This is a genomic window from Methanothermobacter sp. K4 (assembly GCF_022014235.1).
Lineage (GTDB): Archaea > Methanobacteriota > Methanobacteria > Methanobacteriales > Methanothermobacteraceae > Methanothermobacter.
The window spans coordinates 270,708-291,076 of record NZ_JAKLTD010000001.1 but is presented as its reverse complement, the minus strand read 5'-3'; the positions used below and the strand labels follow the sequence as shown (position 1 = coordinate 291,076).

The 20,369-nt window shown below is 49.3% G+C and carries 21 protein-coding genes; 11 read left to right on the top strand and 10 right to left on the bottom strand.

The window, feature by feature from the left end; genetic code table 11:
- Positions 1–10: 10 nt before the first annotated feature.
- The 4 genes from L5462_RS01510 to L5462_RS01495 all read left to right on the top strand — a co-directional run bounded on the left by L5462_RS01510 (position 11) and on the right by L5462_RS01495 (position 3,922).
- Positions 11–757 carry a TrmB family transcriptional regulator gene (locus tag L5462_RS01510; protein WP_237779076.1) on the top strand — a complete coding sequence of 249 codons (747 nt, stop codon included), beginning with the start codon at positions 11–13 and terminating at the stop codon, positions 755–757.
- Positions 758–915: 158 nt separating this feature from the next.
- Complete coding sequence (locus L5462_RS01505; RefSeq protein WP_237779075.1) at positions 916–2,733, top strand: threonine--tRNA ligase; 1,818 nt, start codon at positions 916–918, stop codon at positions 2,731–2,733.
- 117 nt (positions 2,734–2,850) lie between these two features.
- The gene (locus L5462_RS01500; protein ID WP_237779074.1) at positions 2,851–3,618 is read left to right on the top strand and encodes a ParA family protein; all 768 of its coding nucleotides are present in this window, start codon (positions 2,851–2,853) and stop codon (positions 3,616–3,618) included.
- 4 nt (positions 3,619–3,622) lie between these two features.
- On the top strand, positions 3,623–3,922 hold the full coding sequence (locus L5462_RS01495) for a hypothetical protein (RefSeq protein WP_237779073.1): 300 nt from the start codon (positions 3,623–3,625) through the stop codon (positions 3,920–3,922).
- Between the two features lies 1 nt (position 3,923).
- On the opposite strand, the gene L5462_RS01490 is transcribed toward L5462_RS01495, so the two are convergent.
- Positions 3,924–5,030, bottom strand: a complete 1,107-nt coding sequence (locus L5462_RS01490) for a radical SAM protein (RefSeq protein ID WP_237779072.1) — start codon at positions 5,028–5,030, stop codon at positions 3,924–3,926.
- A 643-nt stretch (positions 5,031–5,673) separates the two neighbouring features.
- Here L5462_RS01490 and L5462_RS01485 point away from each other — a divergent pair.
- From L5462_RS01485 to L5462_RS01460, 6 genes are all read left to right on the top strand, one after another.
- The gene (locus tag L5462_RS01485) at positions 5,674–6,054 is read left to right on the top strand and encodes a hypothetical protein (RefSeq protein ID WP_237779071.1); all 381 of its coding nucleotides are present in this window, start codon (positions 5,674–5,676) and stop codon (positions 6,052–6,054) included.
- A gap of 90 nt (positions 6,055–6,144) precedes the next feature.
- Positions 6,145–7,500, top strand: coding sequence for a Ni-sirohydrochlorin a,c-diamide synthase (cfbB, locus tag L5462_RS01480; protein WP_237779070.1), 1,356 nt, complete (start codon positions 6,145–6,147; stop codon positions 7,498–7,500).
- Positions 7,490–8,572 carry an oligosaccharide repeat unit polymerase family protein gene (locus tag L5462_RS01475; RefSeq protein WP_237779069.1) on the top strand — a complete coding sequence of 361 codons (1,083 nt, stop codon included), beginning with the start codon at positions 7,490–7,492 and terminating at the stop codon, positions 8,570–8,572. The genes cfbB and L5462_RS01475 overlap by 11 nt, the downstream gene beginning before the upstream one ends.
- 79 nt (positions 8,573–8,651) lie before the next feature.
- On the top strand, positions 8,652–9,590 hold the full coding sequence (locus L5462_RS01470) for a hypothetical protein (protein WP_237779068.1): 939 nt from the start codon (positions 8,652–8,654) through the stop codon (positions 9,588–9,590).
- Between the two features lie 220 nt (positions 9,591–9,810).
- Complete coding sequence (locus tag L5462_RS01465) at positions 9,811–10,224, top strand: cysteine peptidase family C39 domain-containing protein (RefSeq protein WP_237779067.1); 414 nt, start codon at positions 9,811–9,813, stop codon at positions 10,222–10,224.
- Between the two features lie 168 nt (positions 10,225–10,392).
- Entirely contained in the window at positions 10,393–11,223 is an 831-nt protein-coding gene (locus L5462_RS01460; protein WP_237779066.1) for a F420-dependent methylenetetrahydromethanopterin dehydrogenase, read from the top strand.
- A gap of 210 nt (positions 11,224–11,433) precedes the next feature.
- Here the strand turns inward: L5462_RS01460 and L5462_RS01455 are convergent, their stop codons facing one another.
- From L5462_RS01455 to L5462_RS01415, 9 genes are all read right to left on the bottom strand, one after another.
- The gene (locus L5462_RS01455; RefSeq protein ID WP_255772340.1) at positions 11,434–12,207 is read right to left on the bottom strand and encodes a class II glutamine amidotransferase; all 774 of its coding nucleotides are present in this window, start codon (positions 12,205–12,207) and stop codon (positions 11,434–11,436) included.
- 267 nt (positions 12,208–12,474) lie between these two features.
- Positions 12,475–13,050 (bottom strand): imidazoleglycerol-phosphate dehydratase HisB, encoded by a 576-nt coding sequence (hisB, locus tag L5462_RS01450; protein WP_237779065.1) that lies wholly within the window; start codon positions 13,048–13,050, stop codon positions 12,475–12,477.
- Positions 13,016–13,246, bottom strand: a complete 231-nt coding sequence (locus tag L5462_RS01445; RefSeq protein ID WP_237779064.1) for a ferredoxin family protein — start codon at positions 13,244–13,246, stop codon at positions 13,016–13,018. Before L5462_RS01445 ends, hisB begins: the two co-directional genes overlap by 35 nt.
- Before the next feature lie 19 nt (positions 13,247–13,265).
- Positions 13,266–13,937 carry a TOBE domain-containing protein gene (locus tag L5462_RS01440; RefSeq protein ID WP_237779063.1) on the bottom strand — a complete coding sequence of 224 codons (672 nt, stop codon included), beginning with the start codon at positions 13,935–13,937 and terminating at the stop codon, positions 13,266–13,268.
- Positions 13,938–13,977: 40 nt separating this feature from the next.
- Positions 13,978–15,534, bottom strand: a complete 1,557-nt coding sequence (locus L5462_RS01435; RefSeq protein WP_237779062.1) for a flippase — start codon at positions 15,532–15,534, stop codon at positions 13,978–13,980.
- Between the two features lie 76 nt (positions 15,535–15,610).
- Positions 15,611–16,195 (bottom strand): flavodoxin family protein, encoded by a 585-nt coding sequence (locus L5462_RS01430; protein ID WP_237779061.1) that lies wholly within the window; start codon positions 16,193–16,195, stop codon positions 15,611–15,613.
- Between the two features lie 18 nt (positions 16,196–16,213).
- Positions 16,214–17,434, bottom strand: a complete 1,221-nt coding sequence (locus tag L5462_RS01425; RefSeq protein ID WP_237779060.1) for a bifunctional 5,6,7,8-tetrahydromethanopterin hydro-lyase/3-hexulose-6-phosphate synthase — start codon at positions 17,432–17,434, stop codon at positions 16,214–16,216.
- Positions 17,435–17,446: 12 nt separating this feature from the next.
- Complete coding sequence (locus L5462_RS01420; protein WP_237779059.1) at positions 17,447–17,734, bottom strand: hypothetical protein; 288 nt, start codon at positions 17,732–17,734, stop codon at positions 17,447–17,449.
- 179 nt (positions 17,735–17,913) lie between these two features.
- Positions 17,914–19,200: a TrpB-like pyridoxal phosphate-dependent enzyme gene (locus L5462_RS01415; protein ID WP_237779058.1), complete on the bottom strand. Its 1,287-nt coding sequence runs from the start codon at positions 19,198–19,200 to the stop codon at positions 17,914–17,916.
- A gap of 142 nt (positions 19,201–19,342) precedes the next feature.
- Between L5462_RS01415 and L5462_RS01410 the strand changes: the two genes are divergently transcribed.
- Positions 19,343–20,362, top strand: a complete 1,020-nt coding sequence (locus L5462_RS01410; RefSeq protein WP_237779057.1) for a DUF1786 domain-containing protein — start codon at positions 19,343–19,345, stop codon at positions 20,360–20,362.
- Positions 20,363–20,369: the final 7 nt, after the last annotated feature.

The window sequence follows — 20,369 nt, the reverse complement described above, 5'->3', positions numbered from 1 at the left end:
AGGTGTCTGGATGGAACGGAAGGTAATAAAAGCACTTAAACTTATGGGACTTACAGACTATCAGGCGGCTGCATACACTGCAATGGTATCACTGGTATCCGCAGGGGCCGCCGAGGCCGCCGAGGCATCAGGAATCCCCAGATCAAGGATCTATGAGATACTGAGGCAGCTTTCAGAAAGGGGATTTGTGGAGGTGGAGCGCGGCAAACCCCTCAGGTATCATGTGGTCCCCCCTGCAGAGGTTTTCGGGAGGGAGAAGAGGAGGATAATAAAGGAACTGGATGAGGCCATGCAACACCTCAGGAGAACCTACGAGGATAGGGTTGCAAGGGTACCTGCGCCTGTATGGCTCATACACGGGCAGGAGAAGATAATGAAGAAGGAACTTGAGATCATATCAAGAACCAGGTCCGAACTCAAAATGAGGATGGGTTTCATCTTCAGGGGTGAGCTGAGGGAGCTGCGCCCTGCAATTGAGAGGATAGTGGATAGGGGCGCTGATGTAAGGATAATGGCGTCTGAAGACCTTGATCTGCCCTGTGAGGTGAGGGTCATAAGCATGCCACCTGTTCGGATGTTTGTGAGGGATTCAGGGGAGATGATGTGGATATTCTCCAGGTTCACACCTGAGGGATCACCGATACCTGAGACTGCAATGGGTATATGGAACCAGTACCTTGAGATAGCAGAGAACTACTCAAGGATATTTGACAGCATATGGTATGGGAAATCTGAGGGAGGAGCAGGAGGTATCTAGCCACACCTATTAGACAGCAATCTGCAGGTCTTCAGCACAGAATCTCTGGATATGCAGTATTTGTACAGTCTTCTATCATCCCGTGCACATGATAGGCAATATTTAAAAACCTTCGCCCTTAAAACAATAACATTATATTATTCTTACAAGGTGATGGCATGAGGATACTGTTAATTCACTCTGATTACCTGGAATACGAGACAAAGAACAAAACAGGGATAGCAGAGGAAATACCCGAAGATAAAATGCAGGGACACTTCACCGAGTCCCTGGTGGTCTTCACAGCAGTGGAGGCTGAGGATGAGGAGAACCCTGATTCAGTCATTGAAAATGCAGTAAATGAAATAGTAAGGGTTTTTGGTGATGTTAAGGCCGATAATGTGGTTATATACCCATACGCACACCTTAGCTCATCACTGAGCTCCCCGGAGACAGCCCGCAGGGTTCTTGAGGGCATGGAGGAGGCACTGAGGGATAGGGGACTTGAGGTCTCAAGGGTCCCCTTCGGCTGGTACAAGGCATTCAGAATATCTTGTAAGGGCCACCCACTATCGGAACTCTCAAGGACCATAAGGCCGGAGCCAATGAAAGAGGAGGAGGAATCGGAGGAATCAGAGTGGTTCATACTCCATAAGGGCCAGAAAATCAGACCGGAGGAATTTGAGTTCACCAGCAGGGACCTTGAAAACCTTGTGAAGTATGAACTGGGTGAACTTGAATCATCTGGCGAGGAGCCACCACACGTTAGACTCATGAGGGAGAAGGGCCTGGCGGATTATGAACCATCAGCCGATGTGGGACACCTCAGATGGTACCCCAGGGGAAGGCTGATAAGGGATCTTCTTGCAGACTACGTTTACATGCTTGTAACCAGTGAGGGGGCAATGCCGGTTGAGACCCCCATAATGTATGACCTTGAGGACGAGGCCATCAGGGTCCATGCAGAGAAGTTCGGTGAAAGGCAGTACAGGATGAAGAACAAGAAGGAGCTCATGCTGCGATACGCTTGCTGCTTTGGGGCCTTCAGGATACTCTCAGATTCGTTCCTCACATGGAAGAACCTCCCAGCATCCATATATGAACTCTCCACCTACAGCTTCAGGCTTGAGAAGAAGGGTGAGGTGGTTGGCCTCAAAAGGCTCAGGGGCTTTACAATGCCCGACCTTCACACGGTATGCGCCGACCTTGAACAGGCACTCACCGCGTTTGCAGGACAGGTGGAGATGTGCATGAAGACCGGTGAGGACCTGCAGGTGAACTATGAGGTGATATTCAGGGCCACCAGGGAATTCTATGAGGAGTACTCTGACTGGGTGCACTCAGTGGCCGATAAAATAGGAAAACCCATACTCCTTGAACTTCTACCCTCAAGGAAGCACTACTGGATTGCCAAGATGGACTTCGCAGCCATAGATTACCTTGGAAGGCCAATAGAGAACCCAACAGTACAGATAGATGTTGAGAGCGGGGAAAGGTTCGGTATAACCTATGTTAACAGTGACGAGGAGGAGGTCAACCCCATAATCCTCCACTGCAGCCCCACAGGAAGCATAGAAAGAGTTATCTGCAGTTTACTTGAAAAGACAGCCGTTGAGATGGATGAGAAACCACCCATGCTACCTGTCTGGCTTTCACCGACACAGGTACGTGTGCTTCCAATTGCCGAACGACACCTTGAATTTGCAGAGTCCCTTGTATCAGAGATGGTGGCAAATGATGTGAGGGCTGACCTTGACGACAGAGCAGAAACCCTTGGTAAGAAGATAAGGAACGCTGCCCAGGACTGGGTTCCCTACGTTGTGGTTGTGGGTGACAGCGAACTTGAGGGGAAACTCACAGTTAACATCAGAAGCACCGGTGAAAAGGTTCAGATGGATATCGAAGAGCTCATTGAACTTGTCAGATCAGAGACACATGGAATGCCCTTCAGGAGACTTCCCCTCCCTGTCAGGCTTTCAGAGAGAATCAACTTCTAAATTTTTTTTGATCCATCTTCTTATAAGTTATAACTTATAAGATATAATTTATAAGTTCTAAATTCTAAGTTCCAGGTGATAGTCTTAAATTAAGACCAGATCATGATCGGTGATTCAATGGGAGAGATAATTTCAATCATAAACCAGAAGGGGGGCTGTGGCAAGACAACAACCGCAGTGAACCTCTCAGCAGCCCTTTCACTCCTTGAGAGGAGGGTGCTGGTGGTTGACATGGACCCTCAGGGTAACGCAACAACAGGCTTCGGTGTGAATAAATCTGAACTGGACTCAACCATCTACACCGTACTCAGCAGAAAGGCATCCCTCAGGGATGTGATGGTTCCAGCTGAACTCGAGGACCTATACCTTGCACCAAGCAACATATCCCTCAGCGGTGCAGAGATAGAACTCAGCAGTGAGATAGGCTACCACGCCATTCTCAAGGAGGCTCTGAAGGATATAAGGGATGAATTCGACTACATATTCATAGACGCCCCGCCCTCACTTGGGATCCTCACACTCAACGCACTCGTGGCATCTGACAGCGTCATAATACCGATACAGGCAGAGTACTATGCCCTCGAGGGAATGGCTGACCTCCTAAGGACAATGAACCTTGTCGAGGAACGTCTCCAGAGTCCATGCCCCATAAAGGGGATACTCATAACACTCTACGACTCGAGGACACGCCTTGCAAGGGACGTGCAGAGGGAGGTTGAAAGGTTCTTTGGTGAAAGGGAGAACATTTTCAGAACAAGGATACCGAGAAATGTACGCCTTGCAGAGGCCCCCAGCCATGGAAAACCATGCATCACCTATGACCCTGAAAGCACAGGAACAGGGGCCTACATGAAGCTCGCAGCCGAAATACTGGGTATGGAGTGATATGATGACACAGAAGAAGGGCCTTGGAATGGGACTCGATGCACTCATCCAGTCAAGGACAAGGAAGGAATTGAAGGAGACCTCTGACTCAGTGACTGGAGATGTGCAGGTTGAGGCTGTTATAAGGGAGGTTAAACGCAACCCCCGCATAACCCTCTGGTCTGCAAGGTCTGCAGCGGTACTCAGGTACCTGAAGAAGACACAGCCAGAGTTCAGCATAAGCAGGGAGGCATCGGACCTCATAGAAAGGGCCGTTAAGGAGAAGTACCCTGAAATATGGAAGATGTTCTCTGAACTCCAGTAGGTCAATCACTCTTATTCCAGCTGCTGAGGGTTGTCTGGGATCCGTCAAGGTATATGAAGGGCTCGGCCCTTCCCAGTCTCACCCCCATTCCCTTCAGGATATCCGGGGTGAGGTTAACCTTACCCCTCAGTTCAATTATTTTTCTGGCCGACTTTGGCCCTATTCCAGGGACCCTGATGATTTCATGATAGGGGGCGGTCTTGAGGTCCACCGGGAAGATATCCATATCCATGGCTGCGGCGTACTTTGGATCCACAGAGGTGTCCAGGTAACCCCCACTGAACCTCAACTCATCAACACCGAAACCATAGGACTTAAGGAGGGAGTCTGTCTGGTAGAGTCTGAAGACACGCCGGGGATCTGCTTCGGACCTTTTTTCAAGGTCAGTCCCTTCAATGGGCTGAAAACCACTGAAGTACACCCTCCTGAGGGAATATTTATCGTAGATCCACTTGACACGTTTAACTATATCCTCATCTGTTTCATCAACAGCCCCAACCATCAGCTGGGTGCTCTGACCTGAGGGTGCAAGTTCAGGGTGTCTCTTTTTGAACCTGCTGATCCACCTCATTCTCCGCAGGATGTCAACACTGTAGTCCTTGGTGGATGAAAGTTCATCAAGGCCATCCCTGGTCGCGGTCTCAAGGTTGATGCTCACACGACTTGCAAGTTCCATGGCCCTCCTTACAGTGTCCATGGATGAGCCGGGGATGATCTTGAGGTGTATGTAGCCGCCGTAGCCCTCAAGCCTCAGGATTCTGAGTGTCTCCAGGAGCTTCTCCATGGTTTCATCAGGGTCCCTGCTCACCCCCGAACTGAGGAAGAGTCCATCAACGTAGCGCCTCTCATAGTAGTCAAGGAATATCCCTGCAATTTCCTCTGGCTTCAGCTCTACGGGCTCTTTCTCTGCACTGTTTATACAGTACCTGCAATCGTTGCAGCACCTGTTGGTGAGCAGAACCTTGAAGAGGGGGACCCTGCAGCCCCTGTAACTGGTGTAGTAGATACCCGGCACCGAGGGGTTCCTCTGGGAGGGGTCTGCACTGTAGTCGCAGAGGTCAAACTGGGCACTGTCACTCAGCACCTGGACCCTTTCATCAAGACTCATGGTGAATCAATATGTCCATGATTCTATAACTAATTTTATCAGGGCTCGTGGGATCCACAGTGATTCTAGGGGAGATAGAATGAATGATTTTAAAGGATTATAATTGATTTTAAGCCATAAAAAAGATTTAAATTAATTTTTAACCACCAAAAGAATATTTAAAATTCAAAATAATCCATTTAATACCCTGATATGAACACAGCCCTTTTTTCATGTTGTGTATCCTCTCAGAATGGTGCCTATGCACCCCCTTAAATAAACCATCAGATCATTCAATTTAAAAAAAGGTTTAATAGGGCTTATTTTTTGAAAAAGGGAAACAGTAGTGTCACAGTGATTTAAAGAAGAAATTAAAAGATCACACCCATCACTTCAATTTTTAAAAAGTAATTAGAAGGCTCTGATTGAAAAAAAGAGTTCTAAAACGTCTTATTTTTCAATTCTGAGGCAAAATATTTATATATGAGGTCACAGTTATATTCCTAACATCCAGAGGGAACATTAAATATCTTTCTGGATTGGAGGCGGTAAAATTAAGCGACTTTTTATTGCATCCCTATTTCTATTCTCCATAGCTGCAGCGGGCATAACCTCTTCTGAGGCTGAGGATAGAGGAACTGAGATCAGCGCAAAACCCCTGAAGGTGGATGCGAAGAAGTATCATAAGAAGTACAGCAAAAAAAGAATCCACACAAAGGCATACTATAAAAAGAGGGTCCTCAAAAGGAAACATGTGAGGGCCTACAGACGCACATCAAGGGATGTGGGGGCATCATTCCACACTGTAACCGCGGATTACGTTGAGGCCAGTGGAAGGTGTTCATGTTCACTCCATGGGGATTACAGGGAGCATAAATCACGGTTCAGGAATTACTGCCCCTTCTGTGGCAGGCACGGAACACTGAGATATGAGGAGGGCTCCACATGTCCAGAGGGGATGTGGTTCTGCAGCAGATGCGACGCCGACTTCTGCCTTGTCCATGGAAAGTCACACACATCAAGGGCAAGGTACCTTCTCAGATGATTTCTGACAAATCCTTTTTTTATTTCTGGGAAAGAGAAGAAAGGTGCTGTTCTCCCAAAACTTAAATAAATGTAGCATCGAGTTTCATATATGAGACTTGTACTTGCAGGGACAGGGAGCGCAGTTGGCAAGACCACCATAGCAACAGGGATAATGAGGGCACTCTCAGATAGGGGTATCCAGCCCTTCAAGGTGGGCCCTGACTACATAGACCCATCATATCACACCATGGCCACAGGCAACGTATCAAGGAACCTCGACTCATTCTTCATGACAGATGCCCAGATAAGGGAGGCCTTCACAAGGGCAATGAAAATATCTGGAGCCAGAATGGGTATAATAGAGGGTGTAAGGGGACTATATGAGGGTATAAGCTCAACTGGAGATACTGGAAGCACAGCTTCAGTTGCAAAGGCCCTTAAAGCCCCCGTGGTTCTCATAATAAATTCAAGAAGTCTTGTTAAAAGCGCGGCAGCCATGGTGCTGGGTTTCAGGTCCCTTGACCCTGAGGTTAAAATCAGGGGGGTTATCCTGAACCAGGTTAAGAACAGGAGACACTACCTCAAGACAAAGGAGGCTGTGGAGGAACTCACAGGCACTGAGGTGGTGGGGGGGATACCAAGGAGTGCAGAACTGGAGGTTGAGCAGAGACACCTTGGACTTGTACCTGCCGTTGAAAGGGAACAGATAGCATCATACATTGAGAGATGGGGCAGTGCAATGGAGGAGTACCTGGACCTTGAGGCCCTTGAGGATATAATGGCATCTGCAGGGAAGATTGATGGGGAAAGGGAACCCCTGTGGCAGAGGGAGAATAAAAGGAAGGTTAAAATAGGCGTGGCATTTGATGAGGCCTTTAACTTTTATTACAGGGAGAACATAGAGGCCCTTGAGGATAACGCGGCTTCGGTTGTCTACTTCAGTCCCCTCCATGATGAGGAGCTTCCTGATGTTGACGCGGTATACATAGGGGGCGGCTACCCTGAGGTCTTTGCAGGGGAACTGGAATCCAACAGATCCATGAGGATGTCGGTGAGGAAGTTTCATGCAGACGGCAGGCCCATATTTGGGGAATGCGGCGGCCTGATGTACCTTATGAGGTCCATTGATGGGCGTGAGATGAGTGGTGTGTTCCCCTACAGTGCTGAGATGACGAAAAATGTCCAGGGACTGAGCTACGTGATCTCTGAGGCGGTCTCTGATAACCTGATAACAGGGGAGGGGGATGTGTTCAGGGGACATGAATTCCACTACTCAAGGGTCTCAGTCACCGGAGATGCGCAATTTGCCTTCAGGGTGCTCAGGGGTAGGGGTATAATGGATTCCATGGATGGAATAACCTCTGGATCGGCACTTGCAAGTTACGTGCACATACACGCAGCATCATGCCCCACATTTGCCGCAAACTTCACAAGGAATGCATGGGAGCTCCAGGATGAGGTTTGATGTATTCTCCCCCTATTCTGTCATTGCAGCGCTACTTATATATCTTGCACTTGCCATTTCAGGGACACTGATGGGCATAAGGGGTCTGAAACTTCCATCAGGTGCTTCAATTCTCTATATAGCTCTGGGTGCCACTATATTCATTCTGGGAGCGCATATATCCGGAAAGATACCAACAGAGAAACATGATAGGCCAGGAAATCTCGGAGAGACACTTCTCCTCCTTCTGGTCACCGCGGGAATCCTCCTACAGTTACTTAACCTCTATCTTCTCGGGGGAATTCCACTCCTCAGCGGTCACCTCAAGGCGAGGGCGGTTACGAAGATATGGCTTCTCTCATACATCATATTCCTCCCCTCGGTTAACATGCTTCTTGCAGTTTACCCCAGGAGGAGGTACTATATTCCACTTATACTTGGCGCCGCACTCTTCGCCCTCACAGGCTACAGGACAACCGTTGTGGTTATACTGCTGAGCGGTATCATAACCATCTACTACTCTGCAAGGCCATCCTCCCGCCAGATAGCCCTCCTACTATCAGCTCTTGCCATTGTGGCAATAGCCGTCGGTTACATTGCTGTTAAATCAATTGAATGGCAGACGTGGACCCTCAATCCACTGGAACTCCTCCTCTACAGAGCAGGCTACACCCTAATGGTGTTTGACAGGCTCCTGGACCACCAGGGGGCAACCGGCGGGGAACTCCTCTACTACACCCTCACAGGATATCTGCACTCAACGGATCCAAGGGCAATCGTCGGTGAGGCTGTGCTTGGCTACAGGCACTCAACAACATCACTCATATTCGGACCCCCCCTCCTGGACTTCGGGCTTCCTGCAATGGTTATCCAGATGTTCCTCCTGGGCCTGATTCTTGGATCAATGCACAGGATTCAGATAGCACTTAATGGGATCTTTACAGGTATTTATTCGGTAATTCTGGCCCATACCATAATCTGGGTTGAAACAGGCCCAACAGACCTTGTGGTCTGGTTGTTCTACATGGTGGCTGTCATATCAATTATATACGTTCTCTGGAGGTGTTATCCTGAAACTGGCAGTTGCAGCTGAACTTGCACCTGCAAAGACCTTCCATCCCCTCATGCAGGAATCTGAACATGAATATCACTGCCTGTGCCATGGTGGGGGAGTGAGGGATGTCCTGGGAGACCTCTGCCAGGAATACTATTCCATGGGAACCAGCAGGAGCAGATCAGGGGGTAAGATGGAAATAGCGTACCTTGTCCTGAGGGATATTGCAGCTACCTGGAGCCACCTTGGAAGAATAGACCCGGATCTTGTGCTCACATGCGGGAATGCAGGTGATGTGAGGAAGGCCATCGCAGCATCATATCTCAGGGGGAAGGGTGTCCTTCATATTGAACAGGACATCTACAACCCCATTGAGATGATCGCATTTGCAGATATTGTAACTGCACCCTCAACCCGTTACAGGGATTACCTTGAGGATGAGTACCTCCTTGAGAACGTTGAGGTCATAGGTGGCTACCCCCATGCCCTCTACGTGAGCCGCCTCCAGACTGAGGATCCAGGTATCGGGAATTACACTCTCCTGGTCCTTGGAGGCGACCTGCGAAGGGGGGATATACCTGACCTCATATCGAGAGTTGAAGCCCTTGGAAGACGCATTATAGTGGTACCCTTCCGCTTCAGTCCACATTATGTGAGGAGCTTCGTAGGTTCAGAGGATACGGAGGTCCTTGAGGGGTTTGTTGATCTTCCATCCCTCATGGCCTACGCTGACCTTGTTATATACGGGGCAGGAATGGGCCTCACAATCGAGGCTGCGGTGCTGGGTGTTCCGGCAATTAAGCTCCGGGGTTTCCATGAGAGACACGCGAGTGTGGACCTTGCAGGTGAGGTGGGGATACCTGTGGTTGATTCTGCCATGCTGGGTGAGGTTGTGGATGATGTGAAACCACCTGAATCCGCAGGAATTGTAGGGAATGCTGAGAGGGCCGTCAGGAACTTAACAGGACTCATTGATGAGTTCCATGAGGTCGCGGGCCCCAGGGGTGGATTTAGGTCTATGAGGCGCATCTGGGATGCCCGAAAAGGTTTCAGGTAGCTGATGGATACCTTCAGGCCATTAATTCTTTGAGGAACCCCTATTCTTGGCGATGGTCAGGGTATTTCCTCGCTGCTCTTCCAACCTCTTTTTCATTTGAAGCAGGACCACCATGCGTTATATGAGCTCATGGGTTTCTGTTTCACTCTGATCATATACATTTATTAATAATAATTAATAATTTATTATGAAAACTGGTATTAATATGGAGGTTTTTGATATGAAATCGTCTCTGGGTGATGAGGTTATAGTGAGGCAGAGCAGCGGCCACAGCTGCGGTCCCGCGGCACTTGCCACGGTTCTCAGAAACCTTGGAGTTCACTGCAGTGAGGCAGAACTGGCGGAGCTTGCAGGCACAGACGAATCAGGGACCACCATGTATGGTCTGATACTCGCAGCAACCTCGAAGGGGTTGAGTGCAAGGGGTGTCAGGATGGAGATATCGGATCTGAGGAGGAACCACATAGCATTTGTAAGGTACGGGGACACGTCACACTACACCGTTGTTCTTTCGGTTGATGATAGAAACATCACACTGGCTGACCCTGCCATGGGGAGGATCAGGATAAGGAGGGAGATCTTCTCAAAAATATTCACAGGCAACGTTCTTGTGGTTGAAAGGGAGGAGGATTAATAAACCCAATATTAAATTAAATGATTAAAATATTATATATAATTTAAATTTTAATCATCATGATCCCAGAAAAGGTAAAAAATATACTACTCATATAAAAGCTTAATCATAATCTTTAAATCATAAAATACTTAATAAGGTGCAAAATAATAAGATTCTGGTGATCTAATGGTTGTAAAAATTGGTATAATAAAATGTGGTAACATCGGGACCTCACCTGTGCTGGACCTGTTACTTGATGAGAGGGCAGACAGGCCAAACATCGATGTCTGTGTCGTGGGTTCAGGTGCAAAGATGAACCCCGATGAAATCGAGAGGGCAGTACCAACCATGCTTGAAATGGATAGGGACTTTGTTATATTCATAAGCCCAAACCCTGGTGCACCAGGCCCTGCAAAGGCAAGGGAGCTCCTGTCAGAGGCTGATGTTCCAGCCATGATAATAGGTGACGCACCCGGCCTCAGGGTCAAGGATGAAATAGAGGAGCAGGGACTTGGATACATAATAGTCAAGGCAGACCCCATGATAGGGGCAAGAAGGGAGTTCCTGGACCCAACAGAGATGGCATCCTTCAACTCCGACGTTATAAAGGTTCTTGCATTCACAGGAGCATACAGGGTTGTGCAGAACACAATCGATGCAATGATCGCGGATGTTGAATCCGGAAAGTCACCTGAACTTCCACAGGTGGTAATAGACACAGATAAGGCGGTTGAAGCAGCAGGCTACACAAACCCATATGCAAAGGCCAAGGCAATGGCTGCATATGAGATAGCAACCAAGGTGGCTGACATAGACGTGAGGGGCTGCTTCATGGTACAGGACCCTGACCAGTACATACCAATCGTTGCCTCAGCACACGAAATGCTATCTGCAGCTGCCAGACTTGCAGTTGAAGCAAGGGAAATCGAAAAGGCCAACGACACCGTGCTTAGAACACCACACGGTAAGGAAGGCGAAACACTTAGCAAGACGGATCTTCTGGCCAAGCCAGAATAGATCTTCAACCACTTATTTTTTCTGATGCATGAGCCTTTTAATTAGGATTTTAATTCTCACTTTGCAGTTATACTTATAGTTCCAGAGTGTGTATACTCCATGGCTGCACATTAGGGTCCCGCGGCATTTGAATACTATAATGAAAATGTGTAATAGGATGACCTGGCTCGCTGGAAATAATGAGCTGCAGCTTACCAGTGGTCAGATGTTTTACTCGCTGACCCTGCAGATTAACTTCCCATCTCTGTAAACTCTCAATTCCCCTGGAATGAAGGCCTCCCATTTTTCACTGGTTAATGGTCTGCTTGCGATGATGTAACCCTCCTGGTCAGGCTTCTTCTCGTGGGCGAGGTCTATCTGGTAATCATCATCAAGGAGTTCAACAGGACCGTAGGGCGCCTTTCGATGCAACTGGCGGAGGCCATTGTATCCTTTTATGTCATGATAGGAGAAGAGGTGCGTACCATCAGAGAGGAGACAGTTAAAATTCCCAAGCCCGTTGATCTCCTTCATGACACCCCGGAGCCACTTGTAATCCCCATCATCCCGGAATTTAATGCCCTCATCACTGATGCGGTTCATTATGTGGCAGAATGCGATCTCGGAGTCAGTTGTTCCAACGGGCTTATACCTTCCACCCTCAGGGTTATTCATGTCGAGGGTGCCGTTGTGGGCGAACACATAGTCCCTTCCATCCCATTCCCTCTGGAAGGGGTGTGTGTTTCTGTGGGACTTATCCCCCCTGCTTATCCAACGTATATGGGATATTATGATCCTGGAACTTATGGGTTCATAGTTCTCCAGGAACTGTGACAGGGGACTCTCCTTTGATGGGCAGGGCTCTTTGTAAACCTGTACCGATTTATCTGGATAGAAGGCCAGCCCCCAGCCGTGAGGATTATACTCTGACCTCATCCTGAAACCCCTGAGGGAAAAGGATGGTTCCACTTTTCTGTTAAAACAGAACCCCAGAAGTTCACACAAAGCAGTTACCCCCCTTAAATTTTTTAATAAGATTCTTCCGTGATGGATTGTGACGCAGACTGGCTAATATCATCAGCCGTAAACTGCAAGCTGTATCTGTATAAATTTAAGTGAAAACTGTTTAATAAAATTGCATCCATAACATAAGAATCCCTATCTGCAATGACCTGTGAGAATATCCTTGATTCACATACTGAGAAACGATAAGATGCAATAATGAACTTACTTCAGGAGCATGTTGTCATCCACACATTCTCTGCAGATTCTCTATAATCTGCCCTTTGTGCTTGGAATCATATCGTGTTCAACACGTACAGCATCCCTAAGTGCCATTGCAAGTGCCTTGAAGAGTGCCTCGGCCTTATGGTGGTCGTTACTTCCCCTGACAGACGCATGGATGTTGATGGCCGCAGAAGCCGCAAATGACTCAAAGAAATGCCCTATATTATCTGATGTTACATCCCCAATCCTGGCACCACTGAACTCAAGTTCAAGTACCGTGTAGGGTCTTCCACCCAGGTCCAGTGCAACTGTGGCCAGGGACTCATCCATTGGGACCATTGCATGGGCCATTCTCCTTATACCCTTCCCATCACCAAGGGCCTCCCTGAGGGCCTCACCCAGTGTCAGCGCAACATCCTCAACCGTGTGGTGGTCGTCCACCTCCAGATCACCCCTTGCCTCCACCTCAAGGTCCATAAGCCCGTGACGGGCCAGTGATCCAAGCATGTGGTCAAGGAATCCAAGGCCCGTATTTACATTTGACCTTCCACTGCCATCAAGGTTCAGATCAACCTTCACATGGGTTTCAAGGGTTTCCCTGGTCTTCAGACTTCTTCTCATAGTTATCATCCCTTATGATCCTTATTGCGCCTTCAGGACATTTACTTGCACATATCATGCACTGGTGGCAGAATTCAAGGTTTGAGGCTCTGGCAGGTTTTCTCCTGTCTATGGTCCATATCCTGCCCCCCTTGGGACAAGCCTCACGGCACTCACCGCATCCGGTGCATTTATCTGGATCCACAATGATCTTCAATTAAATCACCACCAATCATTCATATCTTAAGAACAGTAACAGCAACAGCCTTAAAACCCGCATATACATCGGATCCAGGGTTCAGTTTCAGTTTCCTCTGGGATTCACGTGTTATCCGGGTTTTGAGTTTAATGTCACCTGCATTGATTCTGACAGTCACAATGTCCCCCTCCAGTTCAAGGCCTGTAACAGTTCCTGGAATGATGTTCCTCATGCTGGTATCATACCTTTCACCCATGAGCACAATATCCTCAGGGTCAACGAGTAGTATAACCTCATCCCCAGGGGATAACCCCTCAACCATTGGCGCCTCCAGTAGGGAATTTCCCACCCTTATTCTTGAACCATCCCCTGAAATCTCCTCAACAGTTCCCTGAATTTCGTTACTGGAAATCTGCCTTTCAAGGGCCCTCTTTAATTTAAGATACTCCAGGACAACCCTGATACCTGTTTCTGTGAGTCTGCTACCTCCACCACCCCCCTTTCCACCCCTTCTGGTTTCTACAACCTCTTCACCAAGGAGTTCCTCAAGGTTCCTTATATATGCAAGGGCGCTGCGGTAGGGAATACCTGTCTCCTCTGCTGCTTTGCTTATGGAACCCCTGCTCTGGATCAGCCTGAGAAGTTTGAACCTCCTCTCATCCACGGGGACTTCGGTTCCGTCAATGGTGATTCTGCAGCTGAAGCTCATTGTAGAACCTATGGATCTTGTTCTTTATATTCTTATGCCATCACCTTGCCCATCGATCCATAAAATCAGCCACCCTGTTCACGGGTCCTGAAAGGGAGCCCATCCTTGATGCAAACTTCCTCAAAAGCCTCACATCTCTCTTCTCAACACCCCCTGCAATGAGGAGGCTCGCACCGTAAACCAGGGGACTGAGCAGGATTGCCAGAAGGAGCCCCATTATGGTCTGGGGAAGGAGCAGCATGAAGACCCCCATAACCCCTGATGCGAATCCTATCCTGAGAAGTGAGAGGCCCGGGGGCTTCACACCGGTTATCTCTGAGGTCTTCCAGAGAATAACGATCATTATGATAAGGGCAGCAATTGTTGTTGCAAGGGCTCCCCCTTCGATTCCAAGTAAAGGTACGAGGACAACGTTCAGTGCAAGGTTTATGACAGTTCCAGCAACCAGCACGTACATTGGAAGACGGGGATACCCTATTCCCTGGGCGATGCTTGAGGATATCATGAAAAGGGTGTAGAAGCTCATCCCAACAACCAGTATGCTCAGGGCACCAGCACCGAAGATGAAGTTGCTCCCAAATAGAAGTTCAAGGAGGGGCTCTGAGAAGACGGCTATGCCAACACACATAGGGAGCACAAGGAGAGTCACAACCCTGTATGACTGTACAATGTAGGTTTCAAGGAGCCTCCTGTCCTTCAGAGCGAAGGCCTCTGATGCCGCAGGAAGAACAGCGGTTGCCACAGAGAGGGATATTACAAGGGGGAGTCTTGCAATGGGATCAGCCGCAGTGTAGTACCCCACAGAGGTTGTTGCCATGAACACACCTATCACAAATACACTTATATCATATATTGCCATCTCAGAGAGGGCGGTGATTATAACGGGGATGGAAAATGAGAGAAGCACCCTGACAAGTCCCAGCTCCTCCCTGATGGTCAGCCTCTTTTCCGGGGGGGCAGGTGGGAAGTAGCTGTTCATCAGCCTTTTAAATATCAGAATGGCGGATATGGCCGAGGCAAGAAAACCCATTGCGGTACCCATGACCGCCCCTGCTGCATAGAAGCCTGCCATCACAAGGACAACTGCGAGGATTATCATGAAAACCTGCTCAACAGCCCTTGTAACCACCACATACTCCATCCGGTATATACCCTGAAATGCGCCCCTGAAGGCCCCCACTATTACACTGAAGGGTGTTATGAGTGCAACAGCCTGCAGGGGGTACTGGGCTGCTGGTTTATGGAAGAACTGGTTTGCGAGCCAGGGGGCTGTGAAGAACATTACGAGGGAGAAGGTCAGACCAAGGAATATCATGACCTTCAGTGAGGTTACAACAACTTGCCTGGCCATTTCATCCTCCTTGAGGGCCCGGTGCTGGGCTACATACTTGGCTATTGCCGGTGGAAGCCCCCCAGCGGCCAGTATCTGGAATATACCCTGGAATGGGAGTGTCAGTCCCAGGAGCCCGTAGCCCTCGGGTCCAAGGAGACGTGTCATTAGAACCCGGTAGACGTATCCACCCACCCTGAAAAGGAGGTTGCCGATTATTATAAAGAAGCTGCCCTTTAGAAGTTTGGAGGTACCTGAAGATGCCATTGAATCACCGGAAAAATAGATCTGGCGGTGCCTTAAATAAGCCTTTGGGTCAGAGGGTAACGATAATAAGTAAATTTTATGGGTTCTGGAAATTCAGAAACCTTTTAAACATTTTGAGGGTTTTATCAAGGGTTTTTAACCCATAGGAGTCCTCCTTAACGCCCTCCAAACTGTCCCTTGACCAGAGACATGCACCAAGGTTCGCTCCGAAGGACCCCCCACTTACTGGTATTACCCCGTTGAGGATATAGAAGGTGTGTATCTGCATGAGGGCAGGTTCCTGCCCCCCGCACCTGTCACCACCAACAGCTATGCCCATACCCACCTTACCCCTGAGGGAGTCGTAGTCCTCTGCACCCAGAGCCCGGCAGCGGTCCATTATAGCCTTCACCTGGGCGCTGACACCACCATTGTAGACAGGGGTTGCAATTATGATTCCGTGGGCCCCCCTCAGGAGGTCGTAGAGTGGGTACATGTCGTCCTTCAGCACGCACTCCCTGTTTCTGAGGCAGTAGTCACAGTGCCTGCAGGGTGAGATGTTCTTACCCCTCACAGTGAAGAACTCGGTTTCAAACCCTTCATCCTCCAGTGTTTCAAGGGCCCTTTCAAGCACGTAATGGGTGGCCTGTTTCCTGGGGCTTCCACATATACCCACTATCATATGCAACCCTCTTCTTGGCTAGATTGACTCGTCCTCGTCAAGGGGCAGTCTCATGGTGTCGGGATCCTGGGGCATGTGCTCCAGGAAGTCCTCGGCTGCCCTCCTCACATCCCTTGAGCCGATTATGTACCTTCCAACCACTATTATGTCGGCGCCACTATCAAGGGCCTCCTGCATCTTGGAGGGCGTTATACCGCCCGCAACAGCCACAAGGCCCCTGGGACCGAGTATATCCTTTATTTCCCTGATATTACCCCATTCGCTCATTTCACCAATGTCCTCTCCACGCTCTGCCCTGAGGGTTTCAAGGTCCACATTTCTGTGGAGGAGGACGATGTCTGGCTTGTATCTGAGGCCCCTGAGTTTATCAACGAAGTTTTCAACATTCATCATGTCCAGTATGGAGTATATGCCCTGCTTCTGGGCCTCGTGGATGGCCTTCTCAATGGATTCAACGGTTCCAAGACCTGATATGGCCACGGCATCAGCAGTCTCATCTGCAGCCATTTTAACCTCTATCCTGCCAACGTCAAGGGTTTTGAGGTCGGCTATTATGAACGCGTCCCTTCGAAGCTCCCTTATCCTGCTTACAACACCAACACCGAACTTCTTGACAAGCGGTGTTCCGGCCTCGAGGAGTATCCTTTCCCTGTTGGGGAGAGCGTCAATGATCCTCTCCATCCCCTCCATACTGTCAAGGTCAAGGGCAACCTGCAGGTAGGGGGGGTTCCAGAGTCTGACTGCCCTGAAGCCCATGATGGGATGACTTCCACGGTCCTTTTCACTGAGGACCTTTCTGGCTGAGGGGTAGTTCTCCATGGCCCTTCTGAGGGCTAGTTTGGTTGCCCCGTAGTTGTACTGGTATATCTTGCGGTAGTCCTCTGCCTCGGGGTGTATGAATACACTGACAATTACCACGAGGTCCTCAACCTTTTCCTCGGGGATTATTCCCTCCTCAACTGCATCGGCAACTGCACGGGCAACTGCTATCTGGGCTGATCCGAAAACCTTATCGGCGTCCTCAAGGCAGCTCACCGTAACCTTGGGTACTATGAGGGTCGCGGGTTTTGTCATGAGGTTGGGCCGTATAACCGATAGAAGTGGTGTGTGGCCGAGGGAGAGGGTGGTGAGGCCATTTGCAAAGGCAGCCCCTGCGTTTCCCTCCTTATCACCTATGATGAGATCTATATGGGCGACCTCGTTACCGCTTCCTATGAGTGCTTCACCTATTCTGTACAATATTGATCCTCCTTATGTGGTTTGATTTTGAGCCGGTGGTTCGGGTTCTTCAGGTTCTGTGGTGTTTCCTTCACCGGGTGTGATGTTTGTTCTGGTTCTCTTTGTGGTTGTTTTCGTGTTGTCGGTACTGACCGGCGCGGGGGATTCATTTGCAAAACTCATATCTGTTGTTGCATTGTCAGCCCAGTCCAGCTGGGTTACGTTCTGTTCCTGGGCCCCCATGTACAGGGCAACATTGAAACCGACCATCAGTGCTATGATAAGGATCATGGCACCGATAACGATGTTCCTGTAGTCCATCAGATCACCTTGATGAGATTGATATAAATTAAAGATTGATATAAACTAATCTAGTGTAGGTTGTGATGGTATTTATATGTATTGAAGAAGAAGATAGGGGGCACTGGCCGAAGTCAGCCTGAGCTTCACATCACATAAGGCCGGGTTAAGCCAGCTGCTCCTGAAGGATTAATGGGCCTTTAGATTTTGCCCTCAAGATAGTCCCCATAACCCTGGAGGTCCAGGAGCCCGTGGCCCGAGAAGCTCACAACTATTGTTTTTTCCTCACCGGTCTCTCTGCACTTCCTGGCCTCCTCCATGGCAACACTTATGGCGTGGCATGTTTCTGGTGCGGGGACCACTCCCTCGGCCTTTGCGAATTTAACACCGCTCTCAAATATTTCATGCTGTGCAACGGCTCTGGCCTTGACGATGCCCTCCCTCACAAGGAGTGCAACCTGTGGCGACATTCCATGGTACCTCAGACCGCCTGCGTGCACGGAGGGGGGTACAAAGTCGTGGCCGAGTGTGTACATCTTGAGGAGTGGTGTCATCCCCGCCGTGTCACCGAAGTCGTACCGGTATTCTCCCTGGGTGAGGGTTGGACATGATTTTGGTTCAGCTGCTATGAATTCACAGTCGAGTTTACCATCAATTTTATCCTTTATGAATGGGAAAACTGCCCCACCAAAGTTGCTGCCCCCTCCGACACAGCCTATCATGATATCAGGTGTTTCACCTGCTATTTCCAGCTGCTTCTGTGTTTCAAGACCTATCACTGTCTGGTGTAGTAGAACGTGGTTGAGGACGCTTCCAAGGGAGTAGTAAACGTTTTCATACTGAAGGGCTTCCTCCATTGCCTCGGATATGGCTATACCAAGGGATCCTGGGTGTTCGGGGTCTTCGCTGAGTATTTTCTTTCCGAATTCGGTATGGTCACTTGGTGATGGGACAACCTCGCCACCGTAGAGCTGCATTATTGTTTTTCTGAAGGGCTTCTGGTTGAAGGAAACCCTGACCATGTAGACCTTGCACTGGAGGTCCATGAGTGAACATGCAAGTGAGAGAGCTGTTCCCCACTGTCCGGCACCTGTTTCTGTTGTGAGCCTTTCAGCACCATCTTCACGGGCATAGTATGCCTGTGCTATCGCAGTATTCAATTTGTGGCTTCCTGTGGGCGAATAATCCTCCCTCTTGTAGTATATCCTGGCGGGGGTGTCAAGCATCTCCTCAAGGCCCTTTGCCCTGAAAAGTGGGGTGGGCCTTCCGATCATCTTGTAAACATCTCTGACCTCACGGGGGATCTTTATCCAGCGCTCCATTGACATCTCCTGCTCAAGCACACCCCTTGAGAATACCCTCGGGAGGTTTTCTATGTTCTCTCCGCCCTCAGGGTTTCTGGGTTCGGGTAGTGGTGATGGCAGGTCCGGGTTGATGTTGTACCATTTTTTTGGTATTTCGTTTTCGTCAAGAACAATCTTGTTCATGGTATCACCTTAGATTTTATGATAAAGTCATCATCAGCATTTACATGCATAACGTCTCTTCAAAGAACTATTTAAAACTTTACAGTACATATATGTACATTTAAGAAACGGTTAATAAATGGGGGGAAGATATGATTCCCACATGAAGATACTTGCAGTCGATGTGGGGGCAGGGACCCAGGATATAATGTACCATGACACGACAGTTGATAGAATTGAAAATTCCATAAAAATGGTAATGCCCTCACCCACAAGGATAATCGCAGAAAGGATCAGGGGAATCACTGAGGACATCTTCATTCATGGCCAGACAATGGGTGGGGGGCCCGTGAGCAGGGCTATAATGGAACACCTTGAGAGGGGCTACCGGGTTGTGATGACCCCTGAGGCAGCAAGGACAATCAGGGATGACCTTGAAAGGGTCAGGGCAATGGGGATAGAGATATCAGACAGGGACCCAGGCCTGAGGAGGGTGAAGCTGGGGGATGTTGATCTTGAGGCCATAGCCGGGGCCCTGGGACACTTTGATGTTGAACTGGAGATTGACTTCCTGGGGGTGGCTGTTCAGGACCATGGTGCGGGTGGTGATATGGGTGATAGGAACTTCCGTTTTATGAAGATCCGGGAGAAACTCACAGAACCAGTGAAACCTCAGGAGTTCTCATACCTTGGCGACGTGCCCGATTACTTCACCAGGATGAAATCCATTGAGGGTTCAGCTGAGCACCCGATCCTTATGATGGATTCCAAGTTCGCATCAATAGCAGGGGCACTCCTTGACCCCGCAGTGGACGCAGATGGTCCGCTGGTCGCTGTTGATGCGGGTAACGGCCACACCCTGGCAGCCAGCATCCTGGATGGAAGAATACATGGGGTCATGGAGCACCACACAAAAATGCTGTCCCCTGAGAAACTTGAGGAACTCCTCCTGAAACTCGCCCGTGGGGAGATAACCCATCAGGAGGTCCATGGCGACGGGGGTCATGGTGCCCATGTCCTTGAAGGGGTGGGTGAGCCTGAGGTGGTTGTTGCAACGGGCCCCCAGAGAAGAATTCTCGATGAAACACCCCTCAGGGTCCACCATGCTGCACCTGCAGGGGACGTCATGATGACGGGGCCCGTGGGGCTTATAGGAAGCATAGAATACAGGGTGATGCACTGATGGGTCT

What these genes read in the sequence shown, in the direction of transcription:
- hisB (WP_237779065.1), bottom strand. Translation starts at nt 13,050, where the DNA reads ATGAGAAGAAGTCTGAAGACCAGGGAAACCCTTGAAACCCATGTGAAG.
- L5462_RS01410 (WP_237779057.1), top strand. Translation starts at nt 19,343, where the DNA reads ATGAAGATACTTGCAGTCGATGTGGGGGCAGGGACCCAGGATATAATG.
- L5462_RS01510 (WP_237779076.1), top strand. Translation starts at nt 11, where the DNA reads ATGGAACGGAAGGTAATAAAAGCACTTAAACTTATGGGACTTACAGAC.
- L5462_RS01415 (WP_237779058.1), bottom strand. Translation starts at nt 19,200, where the DNA reads ATGAACAAGATTGTTCTTGACGAAAACGAAATACCAAAAAAATGGTAC.
- L5462_RS01465 (WP_237779067.1), top strand. Translation starts at nt 9,811, where the DNA reads ATGAAATCGTCTCTGGGTGATGAGGTTATAGTGAGGCAGAGCAGCGGC.
- L5462_RS01475 (WP_237779069.1), top strand. Translation starts at nt 7,490, where the DNA reads ATGAGGTTTGATGTATTCTCCCCCTATTCTGTCATTGCAGCGCTACTT.
- L5462_RS01505 (WP_237779075.1), top strand. Translation starts at nt 916, where the DNA reads ATGAGGATACTGTTAATTCACTCTGATTACCTGGAATACGAGACAAAG.
- L5462_RS01495 (WP_237779073.1), top strand. Translation starts at nt 3,623, where the DNA reads ATGACACAGAAGAAGGGCCTTGGAATGGGACTCGATGCACTCATCCAG.
- L5462_RS01500 (WP_237779074.1), top strand. Translation starts at nt 2,851, where the DNA reads ATGGGAGAGATAATTTCAATCATAAACCAGAAGGGGGGCTGTGGCAAG.
- L5462_RS01440 (WP_237779063.1), bottom strand. Translation starts at nt 13,937, where the DNA reads ATGAGCTTCAGCTGCAGAATCACCATTGACGGAACCGAAGTCCCCGTG.
- cfbB (WP_237779070.1), top strand. Translation starts at nt 6,145, where the DNA reads ATGAGACTTGTACTTGCAGGGACAGGGAGCGCAGTTGGCAAGACCACC.
- L5462_RS01490 (WP_237779072.1), bottom strand. Translation starts at nt 5,030, where the DNA reads ATGAGTCTTGATGAAAGGGTCCAGGTGCTGAGTGACAGTGCCCAGTTT.
- L5462_RS01460 (WP_237779066.1), top strand. Translation starts at nt 10,393, where the DNA reads ATGGTTGTAAAAATTGGTATAATAAAATGTGGTAACATCGGGACCTCA.
- L5462_RS01435 (WP_237779062.1), bottom strand. Translation starts at nt 15,534, where the DNA reads ATGGCATCTTCAGGTACCTCCAAACTTCTAAAGGGCAGCTTCTTTATA.
- L5462_RS01430 (WP_237779061.1), bottom strand. Translation starts at nt 16,195, where the DNA reads ATGATAGTGGGTATATGTGGAAGCCCCAGGAAACAGGCCACCCATTAC.
- L5462_RS01420 (WP_237779059.1), bottom strand. Translation starts at nt 17,734, where the DNA reads ATGGACTACAGGAACATCGTTATCGGTGCCATGATCCTTATCATAGCA.